This window comes from Halomonas kalidii (assembly GCF_030010475.1).
Taxonomy (GTDB): domain Bacteria; phylum Pseudomonadota; class Gammaproteobacteria; order Pseudomonadales; family Halomonadaceae; genus Halomonas; species Halomonas heilongjiangensis.
In genome coordinates this window covers 20,810-40,947 of the sequence record NZ_JASCQN010000047.1, presented here as the reverse complement: position 1 = coordinate 40,947, position 20,138 = coordinate 20,810, and the positions used below count along the sequence as shown (strand labels likewise).

The 20,138-nt window shown below is 69.6% G+C and carries 15 protein-coding genes; 3 read left to right on the top strand and 12 right to left on the bottom strand.

The genetic code is table 11. The annotated features are described in order from the left end of the window. Positions 1-109 precede the first annotated feature (109 nt). On the top strand, positions 110-2,527 hold the full coding sequence (locus QLQ85_RS14950; RefSeq protein ID WP_282739727.1) for a phosphoketolase family protein: 2,418 nt from the start codon (positions 110-112) through the stop codon (positions 2,525-2,527). Here the strand turns inward: QLQ85_RS14950 and QLQ85_RS14945 are convergent. Genes QLQ85_RS14945 through coxB form a run of 4 tightly spaced genes read right to left on the bottom strand, consistent with a single transcriptional unit; the run spans position 2,524 to position 8,707 of the window. Then, positions 2,524-4,824, bottom strand: a complete 2,301-nt coding sequence (locus tag QLQ85_RS14945) for a heavy metal translocating P-type ATPase (protein WP_282739726.1) — start codon at positions 4,822-4,824, stop codon at positions 2,524-2,526. The genes QLQ85_RS14950 and QLQ85_RS14945 overlap by 4 nt on opposite strands. A 21-nt stretch (positions 4,825-4,845) precedes the next feature. Beyond that, positions 4,846-5,202, bottom strand: coding sequence for a hypothetical protein (locus QLQ85_RS14940; protein WP_282739725.1), 357 nt, complete (start codon positions 5,200-5,202; stop codon positions 4,846-4,848). Beyond that, on the bottom strand, positions 5,199-7,736 hold the full coding sequence (ctaD, locus tag QLQ85_RS14935) for a cytochrome c oxidase subunit I (protein ID WP_282739724.1): 2,538 nt from the start codon (positions 7,734-7,736) through the stop codon (positions 5,199-5,201). The genes QLQ85_RS14940 and ctaD overlap by 4 nt, the downstream gene beginning before the upstream one ends. Further along, positions 7,733-8,707 carry a cytochrome c oxidase subunit II gene (gene coxB, locus QLQ85_RS14930; protein WP_282739723.1) on the bottom strand — a complete coding sequence of 325 codons (975 nt, stop codon included), beginning with the start codon at positions 8,705-8,707 and terminating at the stop codon, positions 7,733-7,735. The genes ctaD and coxB overlap by 4 nt, the downstream gene beginning before the upstream one ends. Before the next feature lie 72 nt (positions 8,708-8,779). Here coxB and QLQ85_RS14925 point away from each other — a divergent pair, with 72 nt between their 5' ends. After that, positions 8,780-9,250 carry a DUF2231 domain-containing protein gene (locus QLQ85_RS14925; RefSeq protein ID WP_240568440.1) on the top strand — a complete coding sequence of 157 codons (471 nt, stop codon included), beginning with the start codon at positions 8,780-8,782 and terminating at the stop codon, positions 9,248-9,250. A 46-nt stretch (positions 9,251-9,296) separates the two neighbouring features. On the opposite strand, the gene QLQ85_RS14920 is transcribed toward QLQ85_RS14925, so the two are convergent. From QLQ85_RS14920 to QLQ85_RS14885, 8 genes are all read right to left on the bottom strand, one after another. Further along, the gene (locus QLQ85_RS14920; protein WP_282739722.1) at positions 9,297-9,719 is read right to left on the bottom strand and encodes a CopD family protein; all 423 of its coding nucleotides are present in this window, start codon (positions 9,717-9,719) and stop codon (positions 9,297-9,299) included. Between the two features lie 107 nt (positions 9,720-9,826). Beyond that, positions 9,827-11,419 carry an ABC-F family ATPase gene (locus QLQ85_RS14915; RefSeq protein WP_282739721.1) on the bottom strand — a complete coding sequence of 531 codons (1,593 nt, stop codon included), beginning with the start codon at positions 11,417-11,419 and terminating at the stop codon, positions 9,827-9,829. 167 nt (positions 11,420-11,586) lie between these two features. After that, a complete protein-coding gene (locus QLQ85_RS14910) occupies positions 11,587-12,012 on the bottom strand; it encodes a hypothetical protein (RefSeq protein ID WP_282739720.1) in 426 nt (141 codons plus the stop codon). Positions 12,013-12,022: 10 nt separating this feature from the next. Then, the gene (locus tag QLQ85_RS14905; protein ID WP_282739719.1) at positions 12,023-12,487 is read right to left on the bottom strand and encodes a 2-hydroxyacyl-CoA dehydratase; all 465 of its coding nucleotides are present in this window, start codon (positions 12,485-12,487) and stop codon (positions 12,023-12,025) included. A gap of 110 nt (positions 12,488-12,597) precedes the next feature. Further along, complete coding sequence (locus QLQ85_RS14900; protein ID WP_282739718.1) at positions 12,598-13,080, bottom strand: NYN domain-containing protein; 483 nt, start codon at positions 13,078-13,080, stop codon at positions 12,598-12,600. Further along, positions 13,077-13,541 carry a DUF6586 family protein gene (locus tag QLQ85_RS14895; protein ID WP_282739717.1) on the bottom strand — a complete coding sequence of 155 codons (465 nt, stop codon included), beginning with the start codon at positions 13,539-13,541 and terminating at the stop codon, positions 13,077-13,079. The genes QLQ85_RS14900 and QLQ85_RS14895 overlap by 4 nt, the downstream gene beginning before the upstream one ends. Then, positions 13,538-16,165 carry a type I DNA topoisomerase gene (topA, locus tag QLQ85_RS14890; protein ID WP_282739716.1) on the bottom strand — a complete coding sequence of 876 codons (2,628 nt, stop codon included), beginning with the start codon at positions 16,163-16,165 and terminating at the stop codon, positions 13,538-13,540. Before topA ends, QLQ85_RS14895 begins: the two co-directional genes overlap by 4 nt. 262 nt (positions 16,166-16,427) lie before the next feature. Next, positions 16,428-18,755, bottom strand: a complete 2,328-nt coding sequence (locus QLQ85_RS14885; RefSeq protein ID WP_282739715.1) for a DUF3141 domain-containing protein — start codon at positions 18,753-18,755, stop codon at positions 16,428-16,430. 221 nt (positions 18,756-18,976) lie between these two features. Here QLQ85_RS14885 and QLQ85_RS14880 point away from each other — a divergent pair, with 221 nt between their 5' ends. Then, positions 18,977-19,966 (top strand): LysR family transcriptional regulator, encoded by a 990-nt coding sequence (locus QLQ85_RS14880; RefSeq protein WP_282739714.1) that lies wholly within the window; start codon positions 18,977-18,979, stop codon positions 19,964-19,966. Positions 19,967-20,138: the final 172 nt, after the last annotated feature.

The window sequence follows — 20,138 nt, the reverse complement described above, 5'->3', positions numbered from 1 at the left end:
AACGCGGCGGCGACGGTCCCGATCATGGCCAGGGGGGCATCGGACATCTAGTCTGTGGAGATCAGGGGACAGCGCCCTGCCCTGTCCGTCACCCGCCAGGAGCCAATCGATGTCAGCCGACGATCGCCATGCTCGCCGCCGCGCCGCCACGCCGCGACACCCCCTGTGCGACCGGGAGCCGGACTTCGCCGCCTGGGCCGCGGGCGCGGGGGTGATCGAGCACGGCACGATGACCATCGAGCGCATCGCCCGGCTACTCGAACGCCGGGCACGGGACCCGGCGACGCGCAGGGCCTGGCTCGCCCGGCTGCGGGCCGCCGACCGGCTCGCCAACATGGGCATGTGGCTGGTGGCACACATGACCTACGCCCGCCGCGTGCGTCTCGACGGTGCGCCACTCGAGGCCGCCGACTTCAAGCCCCGCCCCGAGGGCCACACCGGAGGAGCCCTCAACATGGTGCCGGCCTATGTCGGCTATCTGGCGGCCAACGGCCTCTCCGGCCTGACGCGCAGCTGGCTGATGGGCCAGGGGCACTGCGTGGCGGCCATCGACGCCGTGAACCTGCTGGTCGACAACATGGGCACGGCCCACGCCGCGCGCTACGGTCTCTCCGACGAGGGCCTGACCCGCCTGGTCAACGACTTCTACCACTGCGGCGTCGAGGCGAACGGCCTGCCGCGCTCCCCCCTCGGCAGCCACGTCAACGCCCACACCGCCGGCGGCACGAGCGAGGGCGGCTACCTCGGCTTCGCCGGCCTGCAGTACGTGCACATGCCGCTGCCGGGGCAGCATCTGGTGGCCTTTCTCAGCGACGGCGCCTTCGAGGAGCAGCGTGGCAGCGACTGGGCCGCCCGCTGGTGGCGGCCCGACGACTGCGGCCCGGTGGTCCCGGTGATGATCGCCAACGGTCGGCGCATCGACCAGCGCACCACCATGAGCCAGTCCGGCGGCACCGACTGGTTCGAGGACCACCTGGTGCTCAACGGCTTCGCCCCCCTGACCATCGATGGCCGCGACCCGGCGGCCATCGTCTGGGCGATTCTCACCGCCGAGGAAGAACTCGCCGGCCAGGTCGAGCAGGCCAGGACCGGCCATGCCCGCTACCCCCTGCGCCTGCCCTACGTGATCGCCGAGACGGTCAAGGGCTTCGGCTTTCCCGGTGCCGGTACCAATGCCGCCCACAATCTGCCCCTGGGCGGCAACCCGGCGCACGATGACAGCGCCCGCGCACGCTTCCACGAGGGTGCCGCCGCCCTGCATGTGCCCATGGAGGCATTGCAGGCGGCGATCGCCACCCTCAACGATCACGCCGCCACCGGCCGCCCCCGGGAGCGTGACCACACGCTCGCCGCCCCCCATCCGCGCCTGCCGCGGCTGCCCGCGCCGGCGGCCTTCGCCATCGGCGAGTCGATCTCGCCGATGGCAGCCATCGATGCCGCCTTCAGCGCCCTGGCAGCGGCCAATCCGGCCCTGCGCGTGCGGGTATGCAACCCCGACGAGATGCGCAGCAACCGTCTCGACCGGACCCTGGACCTCCTCAGGCATCGCGTCACCGACCCGGAACCGGGCGTCGCCGAGGCGCTGGACGGCGCGGTGATCACGGCGCTCAACGAGGAGGCGGTGGTCAGCGCCGCCCTGGCCAACAAGCAGGGGCTCAACCTGGTGGCCAGCTACGAGGCCTTCGCGGTGAAGATGCTCGGCGCTATGCGCCAGGAGATCATCTTCGCCCGGCACTGTCGCGACGCGGGACGGGCGCCGGGCTGGCTGTCCCTGCCGGTGCTGGCGAGCTCCCATACCTGGGAGAACGGCAAGAACGAGCAGTCGCATCAGGACCCCACCCTGTGCGAGGCCTGGCTCGGCGAGATGGATGACGTGGCGCCGACGCTGTTCCCGGTGGATGCCCCCAGCGCCGTGACGGCGCTGCGCGCGCTCTACGCGAGCCGCGGCCGCATCGCGGTGATGGTGGTGCCCAAGAACGCGCTGCCGGTCCAGCTCGATGCCGGCCAGGCCCGGCGGCTCTGCGAAGACGGCCTGCTCTGCCTTCACCCTGCCGAGCGGGCCCGGCTACAGCTGTTCGCCGTGGGCGCCTACCAGCTGCTGGAGATGCAGCGTGCCCTGGCCCGCCTGGAGGCCGCCGGTATCGCCACCGGCCTCTATGTCATCCAGGAACCGGGGAAGCTGCGGGAGGCACGCGACGAGCAGGAGGCGACCGCGGTGCTCGGCCAGTGCCGACTGGGCCGGCTGGTGCCGGAGGTTCCCGCCCGCGTGATCCTGGCCCACTGTCGTGCCGAGCCGCTGTGCGGCGTATTGCGGCCTCTCGATACCGGGGGACGCACGCGCTTTCTCGGCTACCGCAACCGCGGCGGGACCCTCGACACCTTCGGCATGCTCTACGCCAACCGGGCCACCTGGGCCCACGTGCTCGAAGCCGCCAGCGAGGTCGCCGGACTCGACCTCGATGCCCTGCTCGACGAGCGCGAGCGCGACGCCCTGGCCGGCGAAGGCGATCCGGAGGCCCTGCGCTAGATACCCGCCTCTGCCGACCGGCCACGCACGCAGCGTCGGGTGGCCTGTGGCCGGCATTCGGTTGGCGTCCCGGGCCCACCATAGGCCAACCGGGCGGCATTGCCGACCACACTCAGCGAACTCAGCGCCATGGCCAGCACGGCCAGCTGGGGCGGAATCGCCATCCACACCGCCAGGGTCAGGGCCAGGACGTTGTAGGAGGCCGACAGCACCAGGTTCTGCCCCATCACCCGCCGGGCGGCCCGGGCGATGTCGATGGCCTCGCGTACGCCTCCCGGCCCCGGGCGCAGCAGCAGGATGCCGGCGGCATCCCGCGCCGCCGTGCTGGCCCCGAGCGGCGCCACCCCCAGGCTGGCCGCGGCCAGCGCCGGGGCATCGTTGACGCCGTCGCCGACATAGAGCGACGGCCGCGGCAGTGCCGCCACCAGGGCGCGCTTCTGCTCGGGGTCACGGCCGGCGAAGCAGGCTGAGGCGGCCAGACCCAGCTCGGCGCCGAGGCGGCGCACCAGCGGGGGGCGATCACCGCTGATCAGTGCCACGGCCAGCCCCTCGTCGTGCAGCGACGCCAGCAGCGGCGCGGCCGCGGGGTCCGGGGCGTCGGCCAGCCACAGGCTCCCGAGCCAGCACCGCCCCCGGGCCAGGTCGACCCGGGTGCAGGCCGGATCGTCGGCCATGTCCGCCGGCGGCGCGACACCGAGCCCTTCGAGCCAGGCGGGCGAGCCGATACGCAGAGGGCTAGCCTCCTGCCCAGCCGACGGCGGCGCCGGCCAGGCGACGCGGCCGCGGCCGGCCCGCTCCTCGACCCGCCAGGGTGCCTCGTCCGGCAACACGCCCCGCGCCAGCGCCCGGCGGCGAATCGCGCGCCCCGCCGGATGCTCGCTGCCCCACTCCAGCCGGGCGGCCAGCCGCAGCAGCTCCGCCTCCGTCATCCCCGGGGCCGGTCGCAGCGCCGTGACCGCCAGCTCGCCCAGGCTCAGGGTGCCGGTCTTGTCGAAGGCCACGCTGCGCACGCCACCGGCCAACTCCAGGGCCGCCGGGTCGCGAAACGCCACGCCCCGCTCCAGCCCCCTGGCACTGCCCGCCAGCGTGGCCAGGGGCACGGCCAGGCCCACGGCGCAGGGACAGGCGACCACCAGCACCGAGAGCGCGCGTACCACCGCCTCCTCCACCGCCACGCCGAACGCCATCAGCAGCGCCAGGGTCGCCAGCGACAGGCCGAGCGCCAGCGGCGAGAGCCAGGCGGCGAAGCGTTCGGCCAGCGCGCGCCGCTGGCCCTTGACGGCCTGATGCCGCTGCATGTCGCGATAGAGCCGGTCCAGCCGGCACTCGCCGGCTCGGGCGGTGACCGCCAGGGTGAAGGAGGCGCCGCGGTTGCGGCTGCCGGCCGCCACCCAATCGCCGCGCGTCATCCGGCAGGGCCGGCTCTCGCCGGTGAGGGGTGAGAGGTCGAGCCGGGCCCCGGCGTCGAGCAACTCGCCGTCCAGGGGCACGCGCTCCCCGGCCGCCACCCGGACCCGCTCGCCGGTGGCCACCTCCTCGAGCGGCACCCGGATCGCCCCCGCTTCACGCAGTACCGTGGCCTCCGCCGTGGCCGGCACCAGCCCCTCGAGGGCCCTGAGGCTGCGGTAGCGGGCCAGGGTCTCGACCCAGCGCCCGGCCAGCAGCAGCAGGATCAGCATCACCGCGGTATCGAAGTAGACCTCTGCCGAGCCACGCCATAGCAGCCAGACCGAGACCGCCAGGGCCGCGGCGACGCCCAGCGATACCAGGGCATCCATGCCCGGCCGACGCGCCCGCAGGGTGCGCCAGGCCGCCACGTAGAAGGGCACGCCGGCGTGCAGCACCACCGGCAGCGCGAAGGCGCCGGAGACCAGCGCCATCACCCGCTCGAGCCGGGGTTCGGGTAGGGCACCGGCATAGATCAGCAGCGAGGCCAGCATCGTCCACATGCCGAACAGCGCCGCCACCGCGAATCGTCCCGCCAGACGGCGGCTCTCGGCGTCGAGGCGCGCCTCGGCATCCGGGGCCGAGGCCAGCGGATGCAACCGATAGCCCAGGCGCGCCACCGCCGTGGCCAGGGACGCCTCGGCGATGGCCTCCGGCTCGCCCTCCACCAGCAGGGTCGCGCCGGCGTAGTCGACGCCCACCCGGTGCACGCCCGGCAGGCGACCCAGGCGATGCTCGATGGCCAGGGCACAGCCGCTGCACCACATGCCCGACAGCGAGTAGAGCGCCTCCTCGATCGACGCGATCCGATCGGGGGCTGGCGCGGCACGGGTATCGGCGATGGGGGGCATGGCGATTCACCTGGCAGCGGCTCAAAGGCAGGGAGGCAACGCCATCAGCGGCAGCCCGACGAAGGCCACTCCGGCGGCCGAGAAGAGGTGCAGCCCGGCGCCCAGGGCCGCCATGAAGCGCGCCCTGCCCCGCCCGCGCCATGCCGCGGTCAGGCAGACACGCACCAGCCATCCCAGCAGCCCCAGGGTGGCGAGCGTCAGCAGACCCAGCCAGAGATTGAGGCCTGTCATCGCGCCCTGGGTCGGCGCCGGCGGCGCCACGGCACAGGCCACCGAGAGCCCGCCGTAGAGCGCCACGAACCACAGGCTCCAGATCGTCAGGCCCAGGATCAGCTGCAGCGGATGACCGGCCGTCAGCCGGGGAAGAGGCCGCCTCATGCTCCGCCTCCGATCAGCCTCGGCAGCAGCCCCAGGGCCGCCACCAGGATCCAGTAGACGCCGAGCTGATAGCGCCACAGCAGGGCCACCACCTCGGGTTCGAAGGGCAGGCGGGCACCGACCAGGCCGAGGGCGGCGCGCGCCCCCTGCAGGCCGGCCAGCACGCCGGCCAATAGACCGTGCGCCAGGGCATAGAGCAGCGCCACCAGCAGCACGGCATCGTGGGCGCTGGCGGTCGGCGCCAGCTCCGCCCGCCACAGCAGCGCCGCCCCCAGCAGCAGGTGCAGCCCGCCCAGGGCGGCGATGGCGAACAGCGCGGCCGCAAGGCCGTTGTCCTCGCCGGAGCGCAGTGCCCGCAGGCGCCGCTCCAGCCACAGGGCACCGAGGGTGAAGACGCCCCCCGCCCCGACCAGCAACGGCAGCGACAGCGGCGAACGCTCGGGCATCTGCCACTGGGGCGAGACGGTCCAGAGATAGAACCAGCCGAACAGCAGCGAGAGGAAGAAGGCGCCGTCGGCGAGCAGCGCCACCCCCATGGTCCAGCGCCCGGGCCCGTCGTGGGTGCGGGAGTGCAGCGGCGGCGAGCCGGGCTCGTCGTCGCTTGGCGGCGCGGCGACGGGGTGGGCACCGTTCTCCCAGGACCAGCGCAGCAGCAGCACCGCCGCCACCGCGAAGGCCGTCAGGGCCAGCGGATAGAGCCGCACCAGCAGCGCGATGCAGACCACCGCCAGGCAGGCCGCGGCGGCGAGCGGCCACCAGCTGTTGGTCGGCAGATGAATCACCTCGCACAGCCGGCCGGAGAGCGCCTCCCCGCCGAGCAGTTCGCGGCGGCCATGGGAGGCATCGGCGAGGGCGTGTTCGCCACGGGCGATCTCGTCGCCGAGTCCCGGGGTCTCCCAGAGCGGATGGCGGGTCTCGACCCGCGGCTGGCTGACGAAGTTGTAGGGCGGCGGCGGCATGGCCAGGCTCCACTCCAGCGTATCGGCCCCCCAGGGATTGGGCGGCGCCGGGCGGCCGAAGCGGAAGTGCAGGGCCAGATCGAGCAGCACCGTGGCGATGCCCGCCGCCATCACGAAGCCGCCGATCGACGAGACCAGGTTGTAGAGATCCCAGCCCATGGCCGTATCGTAGGTGTAGATGCGCCGCGGCATGCCCACGAGCCCCGTCCAGTGCATGATCAGGAAGGTGAGATTGAAGCCGACGAAGGTCAGCCAGAAGCCCAGCCGCCCCAGTCGTTCCGAGGGCATGCGCCCGGAGACCAGCGGCAGCCAGTAGACGAACCCGGCCATCAGCGGGAAGAGCATGCCCCCCACCAGCACATAGTGGAAGTGGGCCACCACGAAGTGGGTGTCGTGGACCTGCCAGTTGAAGGGCACCAGGGCCAGCATCACCCCGGTGAGGCCGCCACAGACGAAGATGATCAGGAAACCGAGGATCCACAGCATCGGCAGGGTCATGCGCGGGCGGCCCAGCCACAGGGTCGCCAGCCAGGCGAAGACCTGGATGGCGGTGGGCACCGCCACCAGCATGCTGGCCGCCGAGAAGAAGGCCTGGGCCAGCTGGGGGATGCCCACGGTATACATGTGGTGAACCCAGAGCCCGAAGCTGATGAAGCCGGTAATGACGATCGCCGCCACCACCCAGCCGTAGCCGACGATGGGCCGACCGGCGAACACCGGCAGCAGGGTCGAGACGATACCCGCCGCCGGCAGGAAGATGATGTAGACCTCGGGGTGGCCGAACAGCCAGAACAGGTGCTGCCACAGGATGGGGTCGCCGCCCCCCTCGATCGCGAAGAAGGGCATCCCCGCGGCGCGCTCCAGCTCCAGCAGCACGCTGCCCAGGATCAGCGGGGGGAAGCCCACCACGATCATCAGCGCCATGGCCAGGATGTACCAGGCGAACAGCGGCATGCGATGCAGCGCCATGCCCGGCGCCCGGGTGCGCAGGATCGACACCGTCAGCTCGACCCCGGCCGAGAGCGCCGAGATCTCGACGAAGGTGATGCCGAGCAGCCAGAAATCGGAGCCCGGCCCCGGGGAGTGCTCGCCGGAGCTCAGCGGGGTGTACATGAACCAGCCGCTGGCCGGCGCCATCTCCAGCAGCAGGCTCGTGAAGAGGATGATGCCGCCGAACAGGTAGCACCAGTAGCCGAAGGCCGTCAGTCGCGGGCAGACCAGGTCGCGGGTACCGATCATCTTGGGGATCAGATAGATCGCCAGCCCCTCGAGCATGGGGATGGCGAACAGGAACATCATCACCGTGCCGTGCATGGTGACGACCTGATGGTAGATCTCCGGCGCCATGAAGGCCTGGTCGGGCAACGCCAACTGGGTGCGCGCGAGCATCGCCAGCACCCCGCCGAGCAGGAAGAACACGAGCCCGGTGGCCATGAAGCGCAGCCCCAGGGTGCCGTGATTGACCACGCTCAGCGCGCGCCAGCCGCGGGGATTGGCCCACACCGCCTCGAGGTCGCGATGCAGCCGCGCGACCTCGGGTGCGTCTCCGTCAGCGCTGTGCGGCGTCTCGCTCATGGGCGCAGGGTCTCCAGCCAGGCGCCGAGGGCCTCGAGGGTCGCGGCGTCGAGATGGTCGTGAGCGGGCATGCGGTTGCCGGGCTTGAGCGTCTGGTGCTCGGTGAGCCAGCGGGCGATGGCGCCCTCCTCCATGGCCAGGACGCCGGCCCCCAGGGTGGCCCGGCTGCCGAGATCGGAGAGATCCGGCCCCCCGGTGCCCTCGGCGAGCCCCTCGACCCGGTGGCAGCCGGCGCAGTGTTCATCGAAGGCCTCGCGGGCCGGGTCGTGTCCCTCGGCCTGGGGTGGCGGTCGGCGTCGCGCCTCCAGCCAGGCCTCGAAGTCATCGGGGGGCACTGCCTCGACATGGAGCTGCATGTGCGTGTGCTGGGTCCCGCAGAATTCGGCACACCGGGCACCGAACACCCCGGGCGTGTCGGCCTCCAGGCGGATGCGATTGACCCGTCCCGGGATCATGTCGATCTTGCCGCCGAGCCGCGGCACCCAGAAGGCGTGGATGACGTCGGCGCCGGTGACGTGGAAGTCCACCGCTTCGCCGGCCGGCATCACCAGCCGATTGGCGGTAACCACCTCGCCCGCCTCGTCCGGATAGCGCACCTCCCACCACCACTGGTGCCCGATGACCTCGATCACCCGCGGTGCCTCGCCACCGGGGAGCGGCAACGGCAGCAACCGCTGCCCGGCCGGCACACCGACGGCCAGCAGCACCAGGATGCTCACCCCCGGCAGCAGGATGCCGCCGCCGAGGATCCAGCCCAGGCCGAGTCGACGCTCACGGGCCTCGCCGCGCCGGGGTGACGCACGGCGCCGGAAGGCGGCCAGCCACAGCCCCACCACGCCCACGAAGACCAGGGTGAAGGCCGTAAGCATCCCCCACCAGAGCCAGGCCACCTCCAGGGCCGCCGGCCCGGCCGGATCGAGAACGGAGTGATCGCCACGGCAACCGGTCAGCACTAGCGACAGCCATACCATCGCCGGCTTGACCCCTCTGTGGCGGGGGCCTTCAATGCCAGGGAGGACTCCACGACCGACAGGGAAGCTGCCATGCCCAGAGCGCAACTCAGATCGCCACGACGCTCGATCCATAGCCGCGTCGCTCTCGCCGGCCATCCACTGCACCCGATGATGATCCACTTTCCCGTGGCCGCCCTGATCGCGCTGGTGGCCAGCGACCTGGGCCATCTCTACACGGCTGACCCCTTCTGGGCCCGCGCCTCGCTGTGGCTGGCCGGGGTCGGCGCCTTCGGCGGCTGGGTCGCCGGCCTGGCCGGCCTCGTCGACCTGGTGTCGGTGAAGGAGATCCGGCGCCTGGTCACCGCCTGGAGCCATGCCATGGTCGCCGTGGTGATGCTCTCGCTGGCCTCGCTGAACTGGCTGTGGCGCTTCCTCGGCGAGGCGCTGCTGCCCTGGGGGTTGGTGCTGTCGCTTGCCACCGCGGCACTGATCGCGCTGGCCGGCTGGCTGGGCGGCCAGCTGGTCTACGAGTATGCCGTGGGCGTGGACCTCGACGACTGAGCGCGGACGACTCGGCATTCCCCCTCTCCCTGGTCGGCGGCGTCCCTCACAGTGCCGGCTTGGCCAGTACCAGTGTCACCACGGCCAGCATGCCCGTGGCGGCCAGCACGCCGGCCGTCATGGCGCCTACCGCCACTCCCCGGGGCTGGCCCTGCTCGAGACGCAGCACCAGCCAGCCACAGGCGCCGTGGGCCATGACCATGCCGGTCACCGCCAGCAGCTTGAGCACCAGCCAGCCACCGGCGAGGCCCTGCACCAGGAACAGCAGCGTGCCCGAAGCGATGGCGAGCAGCGCGGCGGGAGCGGCCAGGCTGTTGTAGACGAAGCGCGGCATGGGCGGCGAGGAGGACGCAAACGACGGCGTGTCGGTCGCGGCACGCGCCGACTGCACCAGCAGCGCCGGCAAATAGAGCAGCGTACCGCACCAGCTCACCAGCGCCACGATATGCAGAAACTTGATCCAGGGCATGGGCGTCCTTGCGACTCGCACCTGCCGGCACCACCGCGAACAGGCACTCTCACCCTAGCCGAGCCACGCGACACCGGCCAGCCCCGACATCGTGTCCGAATGCATTCTCAGCCGTAGAGCCCCTGGCTTCTCAGGTAGTCGTCGTAGCTGCCGCTGAAGTCGGTGATGCCGGCGTCACCCATGTCGAGGATGCGCGTGGCCAGCGAGGCGACGAACTCGCGGTCGTGGCTGACGAAGATCAGGGTGCCGGGATAGTGCTCGAGCGCCAGGTTGAGGGCCTCGATGGACTCCATGTCCAGATGGTTGGTGGGCTCATCCATCAGCAGCACGTTGGGCCGGGTCAGCGACAGCTTGCCGAACAGCATGCGGCCCTGCTCGCCGCCGGAGATCACCTTCACCGACTTGCCGATGTCGTCGCTGGAAAACAGCATTCGCCCCAGGGCGCCGCGGATCACCTGCTCGCCGCCGTCGCTCCATTGGGCCATCCACTCGAACAGGGTGGCGTCGTTGGCGAAGTCGTCGGCGTGGTCCTGGGCGAAGACACCGAGTTCGGCGCTGTCGGTCCAGCGCACCGCCCCGGCCCGGGGGTGCAGCTCGCCGGCCAGCGTCCTGAGCAGCGTGGTCTTGCCGATGCCGTTGGGGCCGATGATGGCGATACGCTCGCCGGCCTCCACGGTCATCGAGATCCCTTCGAACAGCGCCGCCTCGCCCGTATACCCCTGGCTCAGCGCTTCGACGTTTACCGCATTGCGGTGGATCTTCTTGCCCTGCTCGAAGCGGATGAACGGGCTGACCCGGCTCGAGGGCTTGATGTCCTCGAGCTTGATCTTGTCGATCTGGCGCGCTCGGGAAGTGGCCTGCTTGGCCTTGGAGGCGTTGGCCGAGAAGCGGCTGACGAAGGCCTGCAGCTCGGCGATCTGCGCCTTCTTCTTGGCGTTGTCGGCGTGCTGGCGCTCGCGGGCGGCGGTGGCCGCGGTCATGTAGTCGTCGTAGTTGCCCGGGAACAGCCTGATCTCGCCGTAGTCGAGGTCCGCCATGTGGGTGCAGACGCTGTTGAGGAAGTGGCGATCGTGGGAAATGATGATCATGGTGCTGTTGCGGGCCGTCAGCACCCCTTCCAGCCAGCGGATGGTGTTGATGTCCAGGTGGTTGGTGGGCTCGTCGAGCAGCAGCACGTCGGGGTCGGCGAACAGCGCCTGCGCCAGCAGGACGCGCAGCTTCCAGCCCGGCGCCACTTCGCTCATGGGGCCGGCGTGCTGTTCGATCGGAATGCCCAGGCCGAGCAGCAGCTCGCCGGCGCGGGCTTCGGCGGTATAACCGTCGAGCTCGGCGAAGCGGACCTCCAGGTCGGCCACGGCCATGCCGTCGGCCTCGCTCATCTCCGGCAACGAGTAGATACGCTCGCGTTCGGCCGCCACCTGCCACAACTCGCGGTTGCCCATGATCACGGTGTCGATGACCCGCTCTGACTCGAAGGCGAACTGGTCCTGGCCCAGCTTGCCGAGCCGTGCCCCGGACTCGACCATCACCTGGCCGGCCGACGGCTCCAGGTCGCCACCCAGGATCTTCATGAAGGTGGACTTGCCACAGCCGTTGGCGCCGATCAGGCCATAGCGGTGGCCATTGCCGAACTTGACGGAGACATTCTCGAACAGGGGCTTGGCCCCGAACTGCATGGTGATGTTGGCGGTGGAGATCACGTGGGGGTCCAATCGAGGGGCAAAAGTCCGCGATTGTACCGGTTATGGCCGCGAGTCACACGCCGGGAAAGCCTGGCGCCGGCCGGGCGTCTGCGCCACCGGCTGCTGCCACCCGGCGAGGGCCTTCCTGCCGGGACGCCACGCCGGGCCACCCGGGAGATGGGAGGTCAGTCGCTCCGCTCGAGGGTGAACATCGAGAGCAGCTTGTCCCGCTTGCCATAGAGGTGGACCGTGGTCTCCTCGAAGGGGAAGGTATCGAGGTACTCGCGATTCAGACACGGCTTGTGGGCATGGATCATCGCCGCCACCAGCCGCTCGCGGTTGACGTAGCCGGACAGCCCGACGGAATACCAGAGGACCTCTCCCTCCTTCAGGCACGCCTGCCACCTGGGACGATCCTCGTGGTACTGCAACCGGTGGCGCACGTCGCGATGCTCACCGATGTAGAGCAGCTCCTGTACCGCCATCTCGCCACTCTGGGCGTCGGGGCCGGCACGGAAGACACAGAAGATACCGGACTCGCTGGGCACCTCGCGTAGCTGCTCGTCCGTCCAGTAACCGAGCATCTTGGGAGACAGGGTGATTTCCATCATGGCGTCCTCCTCAATAGTCCTCGAGTCGTTGCATATCCCTGGCGAGGCGCCGTACCTCGGCCTCGTGGCCGGCGGAGAGCGCATCGAAGAACTCCTTCTCGCTGGAGCCAACGGCCTTGTCGCTGCGGTGGGCGTAGAGATCCTGAAGGGTACGGTGGGCCGTCAACGCGGTCGCCAGCACGCTCTGCACGGTCTCGCAGTCGATACACCCCGGGAGCCGCTCGAGTACCGGCGGATGCGGGAAGTCGGCCGGATCATCGAACCAGGTCTCCAGCACGGCACGGTGGCCGCCATTCTCCCCCAGGTAGGCGGTGAGGTCCGACTGCATCTTGCGCTCGTGCTCGGCCAGGTACTCGAGCGCCATGCGCACCCGCTCGTCCACCCCGCCGGCCGCCAGCTTCGAGAACTGCTCGGCGAGGCGCCCATGGTAGTCGGCCGCCCAGGCGACCAGTTCCCTTACCTGATGAAAACGCATGCCCGTTCCTCCTCGCTGTCACCGGTGGCGCAACCGCTTGGCTCCTGACTTCATCCTAGCCAACGCCGGCGGGCCGCGCTTGACGTGTATCAACGGGAGACGATGCAAGGCTACAGGAGCAGGGGGGGCTCGATGGGAACGAACTCGCTGGCCGCGCGGATCAGCGAGTCCGCGGTGAGGCGCGCCACCCCGACCACGGTCACGTCGACGCCGTGCCGCTCACGCAGCCGCTGGACCAGCAGGTCGAAGTCGCCGTCGCCGGAGACCAGCACCACCCGACCGACCCGTGGTGCGGCCTCGATGGCATCGAGGGCGATGCCCACGTCCCAGTCGCCCTTGGTTGATCCATCGCCGCGCTGGATGAAGGGCTTGAGCTTCACGTCGAAACCGATGCCGCGCAGGATGTTCTGGAACTGGCGCTGCCGGGGATCGCCTCGCTCCACCGCATAGGCATTGGCCACCACCACCTGACGACCGGCGGCGAAGCGCGCCCAGAAGGCGTGGTAGTCGAAGTGGCGGCCGAAGGCCTGGCGCGTGGTGTAGTAGACGTTCTGCACGTCGACGAAAATGGCGACGCCCTCCGCTCGGCTCACCACTCCTGGCTGGTCTCGCGCAGCGCGGCGATCTCCGCCTTGGCCTCGCGCAGGCACCAGCGCAGCTCATCGGCCAGCGCCGCCCCGCTGCCGGTGGCGATCAGTCCCTGGGCGGCACCACTGCTGCGACGGGCCACGCCGTCGCTGCCGTGCAGGGCCTCGAGCCTGGGCAGCAGCCAGGCCAGCCAGCTGTCCTCGCGGGAGGCCAGCTCACGCAGGCGGTGCAGCTCGGCCAGGGAGCGCCCTTCGGGACCGAGCAGTTCGCGCCAATCATGACGCTCGAGCAAGGCATGCTCGGTGACCTCGCGCAGCAGCGATTGCAGCGCCAGCTCGGTCAGCGCCAGGGCCCCCTCCTCCGCCGCCATGCGCCGCGCCTCGGCATGCTCGTCGCCGCCTGCGCCAGTCTCGAGCAGCAGCTCGGCCTGGTAGAGCAGCTGGTTGGTACGCGAACGCGGGGTCACTTGCGCTTGTCCTCCACCTGCCACTTGCCGTTGTCGAAGACGGCCTTCCAGCCGGTGGCCTTGCCCTCCTCGTCGGTCATCACGAACTGCTCCCTGGCCTTGCGCGAGAAGCGGATCTGCGCCGGACGACCGTCAGGGTCCTCGCTTGGCGCGTCGAGCAGGTAGCGGTACTTGTCGGGCAACTCCTCGGCGTGGGCCTTGAGCTCGCGCACCAGCGGCGGACGAGTCTCTCGGTTCTTCGGGAACTTGCTCGCCGCCAGGAACAGGCCGCTGGCCCCGTCGCGCAGCACATAGTGATCGTCGACCTTCTGACACTCGAGCTCCGGCATGGGGATGGGATCCATCTTGGGCGGCGCCACCTCACCGTTGCGCAGCAGCTTGCGGGTGTTCTTGCACTCGTTGTTGGTGCAGCCGAAGTACTTGCCGAACCGGCCACTCTTGAGTTGCATCTCGCTGCCACACTTGTCGCATTCGATGGTCGGGCCGTCATAGCCCTTGATGCGGAACCTGCCCTGCTCGATCTCATGGCCGTCGCAGTCGGGGCTGTTGCCGCAGATATGCAGCTTGCGGGTCTCGTCGATGAGGTAACTGTCCATGGCCGTGCCGCACTTGGGGCAGCGGTGCTTGGCGCGCAGGGCTTCGGTCTCGGCCTCGTCATCGGCATCGGCGGCCACGGCCTCTTCACCGGGCAGCAGGTCGATGGTGGTCTTGCAGCGCTCCTTGGGGGGCAGGTTGTAGCCCGAGCAGCCGAGGAAGACACCGGTGGAGGCGGTACGAATCTGCATCTTGCGCCCGCAGGTCGGGCAGTCGATGTCGGTGGGCACCGGCTGGTTGGGGCGCATGCCCTCGTCGCTCTCGGCGACCTCGAGCTCCTGGCGGAACTCCTCGTAGAAGGCATCGAGCAGAGCGCGCCAGTTGCGTTCGCCTTCGGCGACCTCGTCGAGGCCATCCTCCATGCGTGCGGTGAAGGAGTAGTCCATCAGGTCGGGAAAGGACTCCTTGAGCCGCTCGGTGACGATATCGCCGAGTTTCTCGGCATAGAAGCGGCGATTCTCCAGCTTGACATAGCCTCGCTCCTGGATGGTGGAGATGATCGAGGCGTAGGTCGAGGGCCGGCCGATGCCGCGCTTCTCCAGTTCCTTGACCAGGCTCGCCTCGGTGTAGCGGGCCGGCGGCTTGGTGAAGTGCTGCTGGGGGTCCAGCGCCTCGAGGGTCATCGGCGTGCCATCGGCGAGATCGGGAAGCGACTGGTCCTCGTTCTTGCCGGCCGGCTTCATCACCCGGGTGTAGCCGTCGAACTTGAGCACCCGGCCCTTGGCCTTGAGCTCATAGCCATCGACCTCCACGGTCAGGGTACTCGAGAGATACTCGGCGGGCGTCATCTGACAGGCGACGAACTGGCGCCAGATCAGCTCGTAGAGGCGCTCGGCATCGCGCTCCATGCCGGCGAGGTCTCCGGCGCGGCGATCGACCTCGGAGGGGCGGATCGCCTCGTGGGCCTCCTGGGCCCCCTCCTTGCTGGAGTAGCGATTGGGCGCCTCGGGCAGGTAGCGGGGGCCATACTCGCTGCCGATGAAGTCGCGCACGCTCTCCACCGCGTCCCGCGAGAGGTTGGTGGAGTCGGTCCGCATATAGGTGATATAGCCGGCCTCGTAGAGGCGCTGGGCCAGGGTCATGGTCTTCTTCACCGAGAAGCCGAGCCGGCCACTGGCGGCCTGCTGCAGCGTCGAGGTGATAAAGGGGGCGTTGGGCCTGGAGCGAGTCGGTTTGTCCTCTCGCGAGGTGATCGCCAGGCTCGCCTTGTTCAGTGCGGCGATGCGCTCCAGGGTCTCGGCTTCCGAGGTGGGGCGGAAGGCCTTGCCGTCCTGCCGCACCAGTTCGAAACGTACCGGCTCACCGTCACCGGAGACAAGATCGGCATGGACGTCCCAGAACTCCTCGGGAACGAAGGCGCGTATCTCGCGCTCTCGCTCGACGATCAAGCGCATGGCCACCGACTGCACCCGTCCGGCCGAGAGGCCACGGGCGACCTTGGCCCACAGCAGCGGCGAGAGCATGAAGCCGACGACACGGTCGAGGAAACGTCGCGCCTGCTGGGCCTCGACACGGGGAATGTTGAGACTGCCAGGGGCCTCGAAGGCATCGTGGATGGCATTCCTGGTGATCTCGTTGAACACCACGCGCCGGTAGCGGCTCTCGTCGCCGCCGATGGTCTCGCGAAGGTGCCAGGCGATGGCCTCCCCCTCGCGGTCGAGATCGGTGGCGAGATAGACGGCGTCGGCCTTCTCGGCGAGCTTCTGCAGCTCGGCCACCACCTTCTCCTTGCCGGGCAGGATCTCGTAGTTGGCCTTCCAGCCGTGCTCGGGGTCGATGCCCATGCGGCGGATCAGCTGCTCGCGGGATTTCTGCTTCCTGTACTCGGCCTTCTCTTCCGGCGACATCTTCCGGGTCGCAGCGGCCTGGCGAGCTCGCTCCTTGGGGTCGGAGGCCGCCTTGCCCGAGCCGCTGGTCGGCAGGTCACGGATGTGCCCCACGCTCGACTTAACGATGAACTCGTTGCCGAGGTACTTGTTGATCGTCTTGGCCTTGGCCGGTGACTCGACGATGACCAGTGACTTGCCCATAGTGCTCCACTATTGTGCATGGCGCGCTGGCAGCGCATCGCGCCTGACGGTTCCGTCCACCCGTCGCCCGGGCGGTGAAAAATCCGCTTACCCTACCCCAGCACCGCTCGTCACGCCAGTCGCAAGCGGCATGCCTGGTGCGAGGCGACCCTCTGACCCTAGACCGCCGGGGCATGTCCCGGCAAGGCGCCGGGACCGCCGACACAACGACGACGCCCCCGCCGGCGGACCCGGCGGGGGCGTCGTCGCGCGGCATCGCGACTCAGCTCTTGTCGCCCCCCTCGGGAGCACGACCGCCGACGGGCTTGGCCCGCTTCGTCTTCCGGGCCGCCGTAGCGGTCGCCGGCTTGACGGCCGCCGCCGGTGCCGTACCGGCATCCCCTGGTGATGGCAGCGACGGCGTGGCCGGGCGCGCCTGGGCGAACAACGCCTTGATGTGCTCGAAGCGATCCGCGGCATGCTCGGAGAGCTCGCCGCTGGCGGCCAGCACGTGCTCGATGTGCGCCAGGTGGTCGTCGATCTGTGCAGCCGTCTGCCCGTCGAGCAGGGCCGGGATCGCCTCCAGGGCAGCCTGGTGATCCAGCGTCAGGATAAAGAACTGATCGCGTACCAGGCGTTTGAAATCGGCCAGGCTGGCGGCCGGCTCCAGTTCGCTGCGAGAGGTCCGCAGACGCTTGAAATTGCGCTCGTCGGTGGCCGGCGCTCCGCCCAGCACGTGGATCAGGGCACGCATCACCGCCTCGTGGTGGCCACCTTCGGCGATGTGCTCGCGCAGCTCGGCCTGGCGACGCTCGATGAAGCGCAGGTGCTCGGGCTCGGCGCCCGGACGGCGACGATGGACATGAGCATCGCCGCCCAGGCCGACCAGCGCCTGCAGCAACGGCTGACCGTAGAGGTCGAGGAACAGCCGTTCGGTGCTGCTGTCGCGCAGGTCACGCCAGGCGTTCAGGCCGCGGGTGATCTGATCGGAGACGATGCTCTCGATCACCCGGAAGAGGTTGTCCTCACCGAGCGGGTGGCGCTCGGCACGCACCCGCTCGGCCAGCACCGGCACCGGCACCATCAGGGGGTTGCGATCGGAGAGCAGCCGGTAGCCCAGGCGATTGGGGTGCATGCGACGCATCCACTTCGCCGCCTCGGGTGTCGCCAGGGCGCGGATCCAGGGCTGCAGGAACAACCGGTACAGCCCCAGGTTGATCTCCGAGATGCGCGCCACGGTGGCGAAGCGGGTGTCGTCCTCGGGACGGTGCTGGACCTCCCGGTCGAGATCCTCGACGGTCCGCGGGGTGAACTCGAGCAGGTAGTCACGCTCGATCAGCTCGGCATCGCTGCGCTCGGCCGCCGAGGAGACCGTGGTCTCGTAGAGGCCCGGCGGCAGGACATCGATGTAGTCCATGTTGGCGGTGAACTCGGCGTGCTCCTTGCGCGAGACACTGCCCGAGACGAAGATCCCCAGGTGGCCGGTGGTGTCGTGAACGCAATAGACGATGGTCTGCTCGTTGGCGATGATGTCCTCGACCCCCTCGTAGAGGTCACGCACCCAGCCCAGTGCCTGGGGAGGCGGCGTGATGTCGTCGCCCCGGGAGCAGAACACCACCACCGGCGAACGCACGTTGCGCAGGTCGATGCGCCGCCCGTCGGAGGTCACCAGTTGGGCGGTGGAGAGGCGGTTGCCGACGAACAGGTTGTCGACGATATACTGGATCTCCTCGCCGCCCAGCACCACGTGGCCGCCCCACCAGCGCTCGAACTCCAGGTAGCGACTCGCCTCGGTGTCGATACGGGAGTAGAGCCGATACTGCTTGTGCCACCAGGTGTTCGCCGGGTTCAGGCGCTCGAAGTTCTGGACCAGAAAGGCGCCGTCGAACAGGCCATCGCCCATGTCGCTGAGCAGCGCGGTCATCCAGCTGCCACCGCTCATGCCACCGGTATAGCGCATCGGGGCGCGGCCGTGCTCGCCGGCCCAGTAGGAGAGCGGCGCCCCGGCGATCAGGATGGGACCGAACAGGTCGGGCTCGAGCGAGGCCGCCATCATGATCTGCCATCCGGCCTGGCAATTGCCCACCACCATGGGCTTCTCGCAGGTCTCCGGATGCCGCTCGCCGACATGACGCAGAAAGGCGATCTCGGCCTCGACCACGTCCTCGACGGTCTGCCCCGGCACCGGGTACGGCAGGAAGCCGATGAAGTAGCAGGGGTGACCGGCACGCAGCGCGATGCCGATCTCGCTGTCGGGCTTGAAACCGCCGATGCCGGGGCCATGGCCGGCACGCGGGTCGACCACCACGAAGGGCCGCATCTGCGGGTCGGTGACGACCCCTTCGGGAGGCTCGATGCGCAGTAGCTCGTAGTTCACCGGCCGCGGAAGCTCGCGACCGTCCATCAGGACCTCGGTCTCGAAACCCAGCACGCTGGGCTTGGTCTGCTCGATGTGCTCGAGGTACTGGTTGCCTCGCAGGCGCATGACGTCCATGTAGAGCACGCTGCGTTCCAGGGCATCACGCCAGTAGTCGCAAGCGGCGCGTCCGAAACCGAATGGATCCACAAAGGGCAGCACAGTTGTCGGGGGGGTCGGCATCAGGGAGTTCATTTCGGTCTCCAGGCATGGCGCGGATGAAATGCTGCATTGCAATATAGCGCATCTTCCTCGACACGACGAGCGGAGATTGAACGATGGTTCAATCCTTGCGCCGCGAAAGGGCCACCATCGTCGAGGCGGCCCGCGATGGCCCAGGCAGGATCGGCAATGCTAGCATGCCCCCCGGACCATCAGAGGTCGCCACGGCGGTGTCCAGCCGGGCGGGACGAACCATGACCACTCCCAAGCTGCTCAATCGCCTGACCTTCCGTCAATTGCAGGTATTCCAGGCCGTGTACGACCAACAGTCGTACTCGCGGGCCGCCGAACGCCTGGGGCTCACCCAGCCGGCGGTCAGCTCGCAGATCCGCCAGCTCGAGCAGGCGCTGGGCCAGCCGCTGTTCAAGTACGCCGGCAAGACCCTGCATGTGCTGCCCGCCGCCAACGCCCTGGCCGCTTCCACCAGGGCGATCTTCGGTCAGGTTTCCCGGCTGCAGATGGCGCTCTCCGACATGGCGGGGACCATCAGCGGCGAACTCGACCTCGCCGCGGTCTCCACCGCCCAGTACGTGGTGCCCCACCTGCTTGCACGCTTCCGCGCCCACTATCCCAACGTCCAGGTGCGGCTGCGGGTGTGCAACCGGAGCCAGGCCCTCGAGCGACTCGCCGAGCGGTGCGACGATCTGGTGATCATGGCCCGGGTACCGATCGACGAGGACCTGGCCTGCATGCCGATCCTCGACAACGAGATGATCCCGGTGGTGTGGCCCGGGCATCCGCTGATGACGGCCAGGGCCCCTACCCTGGAGGACTTTGCCCGCCACTACGTGTTGACGCGAGAACCCGGTTCCGGCGTGCGCAGCGCCTTCGAGGAACTGGCCGCCGCCCAGGATGTCCGGCTTGCCCACACCATCGAACTGGGCACCAACGAGGCTGTCAAGCAGGGGGTCATGGCGCAACTCGGCGTGGCGGTGCTGCCCCGTCTGGCGGTTCGCCTCGAGCTCGAGGCCGGGCTGCTCGACGAGCTCTCCCTGCCCGGCTTCCCGCTGCGGCACTCCTGGTGCAGCGTCCATCCCCGCGACCGCTTTCCCACCCCGGTCGCCGAGTTCTTCCTGCGTTTCCTGCGCGAGCATCTGGGCGAATTTCACGCACACTTCAATGCGCCGCTCCGCCCGCTGCCCAGCCACGGGGTGGATTGCCTGCCGCTGACCGGGGACCACTAGCTCGCCGCGACCCGTCGAGACGTGCCCGCCTGTCCAGGGTCGCAGCTGCTGTGGTACCTTTACGCTCCCAGCCAACGTATCATTTGGCGCAGCATGCAGCTCAGTGGCGGCTCCCGGTGCAGTCATTCCGCGGCGGCCTCACCACATCTTCAAGACGTCGACAGCCGGCGAG

What these genes read in the sequence shown, in the direction of transcription:
- QLQ85_RS14920 (WP_282739722.1), bottom strand. Translation starts at nt 9,719, where the DNA reads ATGCCCTGGATCAAGTTTCTGCATATCGTGGCGCTGGTGAGCTGGTGC.
- QLQ85_RS14905 (WP_282739719.1), bottom strand. Translation starts at nt 12,487, where the DNA reads ATGCGTTTTCATCAGGTAAGGGAACTGGTCGCCTGGGCGGCCGACTAC.
- QLQ85_RS14885 (WP_282739715.1), bottom strand. Translation starts at nt 18,755, where the DNA reads ATGAACTCCCTGATGCCGACCCCCCCGACAACTGTGCTGCCCTTTGTG.
- QLQ85_RS14880 (WP_282739714.1), top strand. Translation starts at nt 18,977, where the DNA reads ATGACCACTCCCAAGCTGCTCAATCGCCTGACCTTCCGTCAATTGCAG.
- QLQ85_RS14950 (WP_282739727.1), top strand. Translation starts at nt 110, where the DNA reads ATGTCAGCCGACGATCGCCATGCTCGCCGCCGCGCCGCCACGCCGCGA.
- QLQ85_RS14940 (WP_282739725.1), bottom strand. Translation starts at nt 5,202, where the DNA reads ATGAGGCGGCCTCTTCCCCGGCTGACGGCCGGTCATCCGCTGCAGCTG.
- QLQ85_RS14910 (WP_282739720.1), bottom strand. Translation starts at nt 12,012, where the DNA reads ATGATGGAAATCACCCTGTCTCCCAAGATGCTCGGTTACTGGACGGAC.
- coxB (WP_282739723.1), bottom strand. Translation starts at nt 8,707, where the DNA reads ATGGTATGGCTGTCGCTAGTGCTGACCGGTTGCCGTGGCGATCACTCC.
- topA (WP_282739716.1), bottom strand. Translation starts at nt 16,165, where the DNA reads ATGGGCAAGTCACTGGTCATCGTCGAGTCACCGGCCAAGGCCAAGACG.
- QLQ85_RS14945 (WP_282739726.1), bottom strand. Translation starts at nt 4,824, where the DNA reads ATGCCCCCCATCGCCGATACCCGTGCCGCGCCAGCCCCCGATCGGATC.
- ctaD (WP_282739724.1), bottom strand. Translation starts at nt 7,736, where the DNA reads ATGAGCGAGACGCCGCACAGCGCTGACGGAGACGCACCCGAGGTCGCG.
- QLQ85_RS14925 (WP_240568440.1), top strand. Translation starts at nt 8,780, where the DNA reads ATGCCCAGAGCGCAACTCAGATCGCCACGACGCTCGATCCATAGCCGC.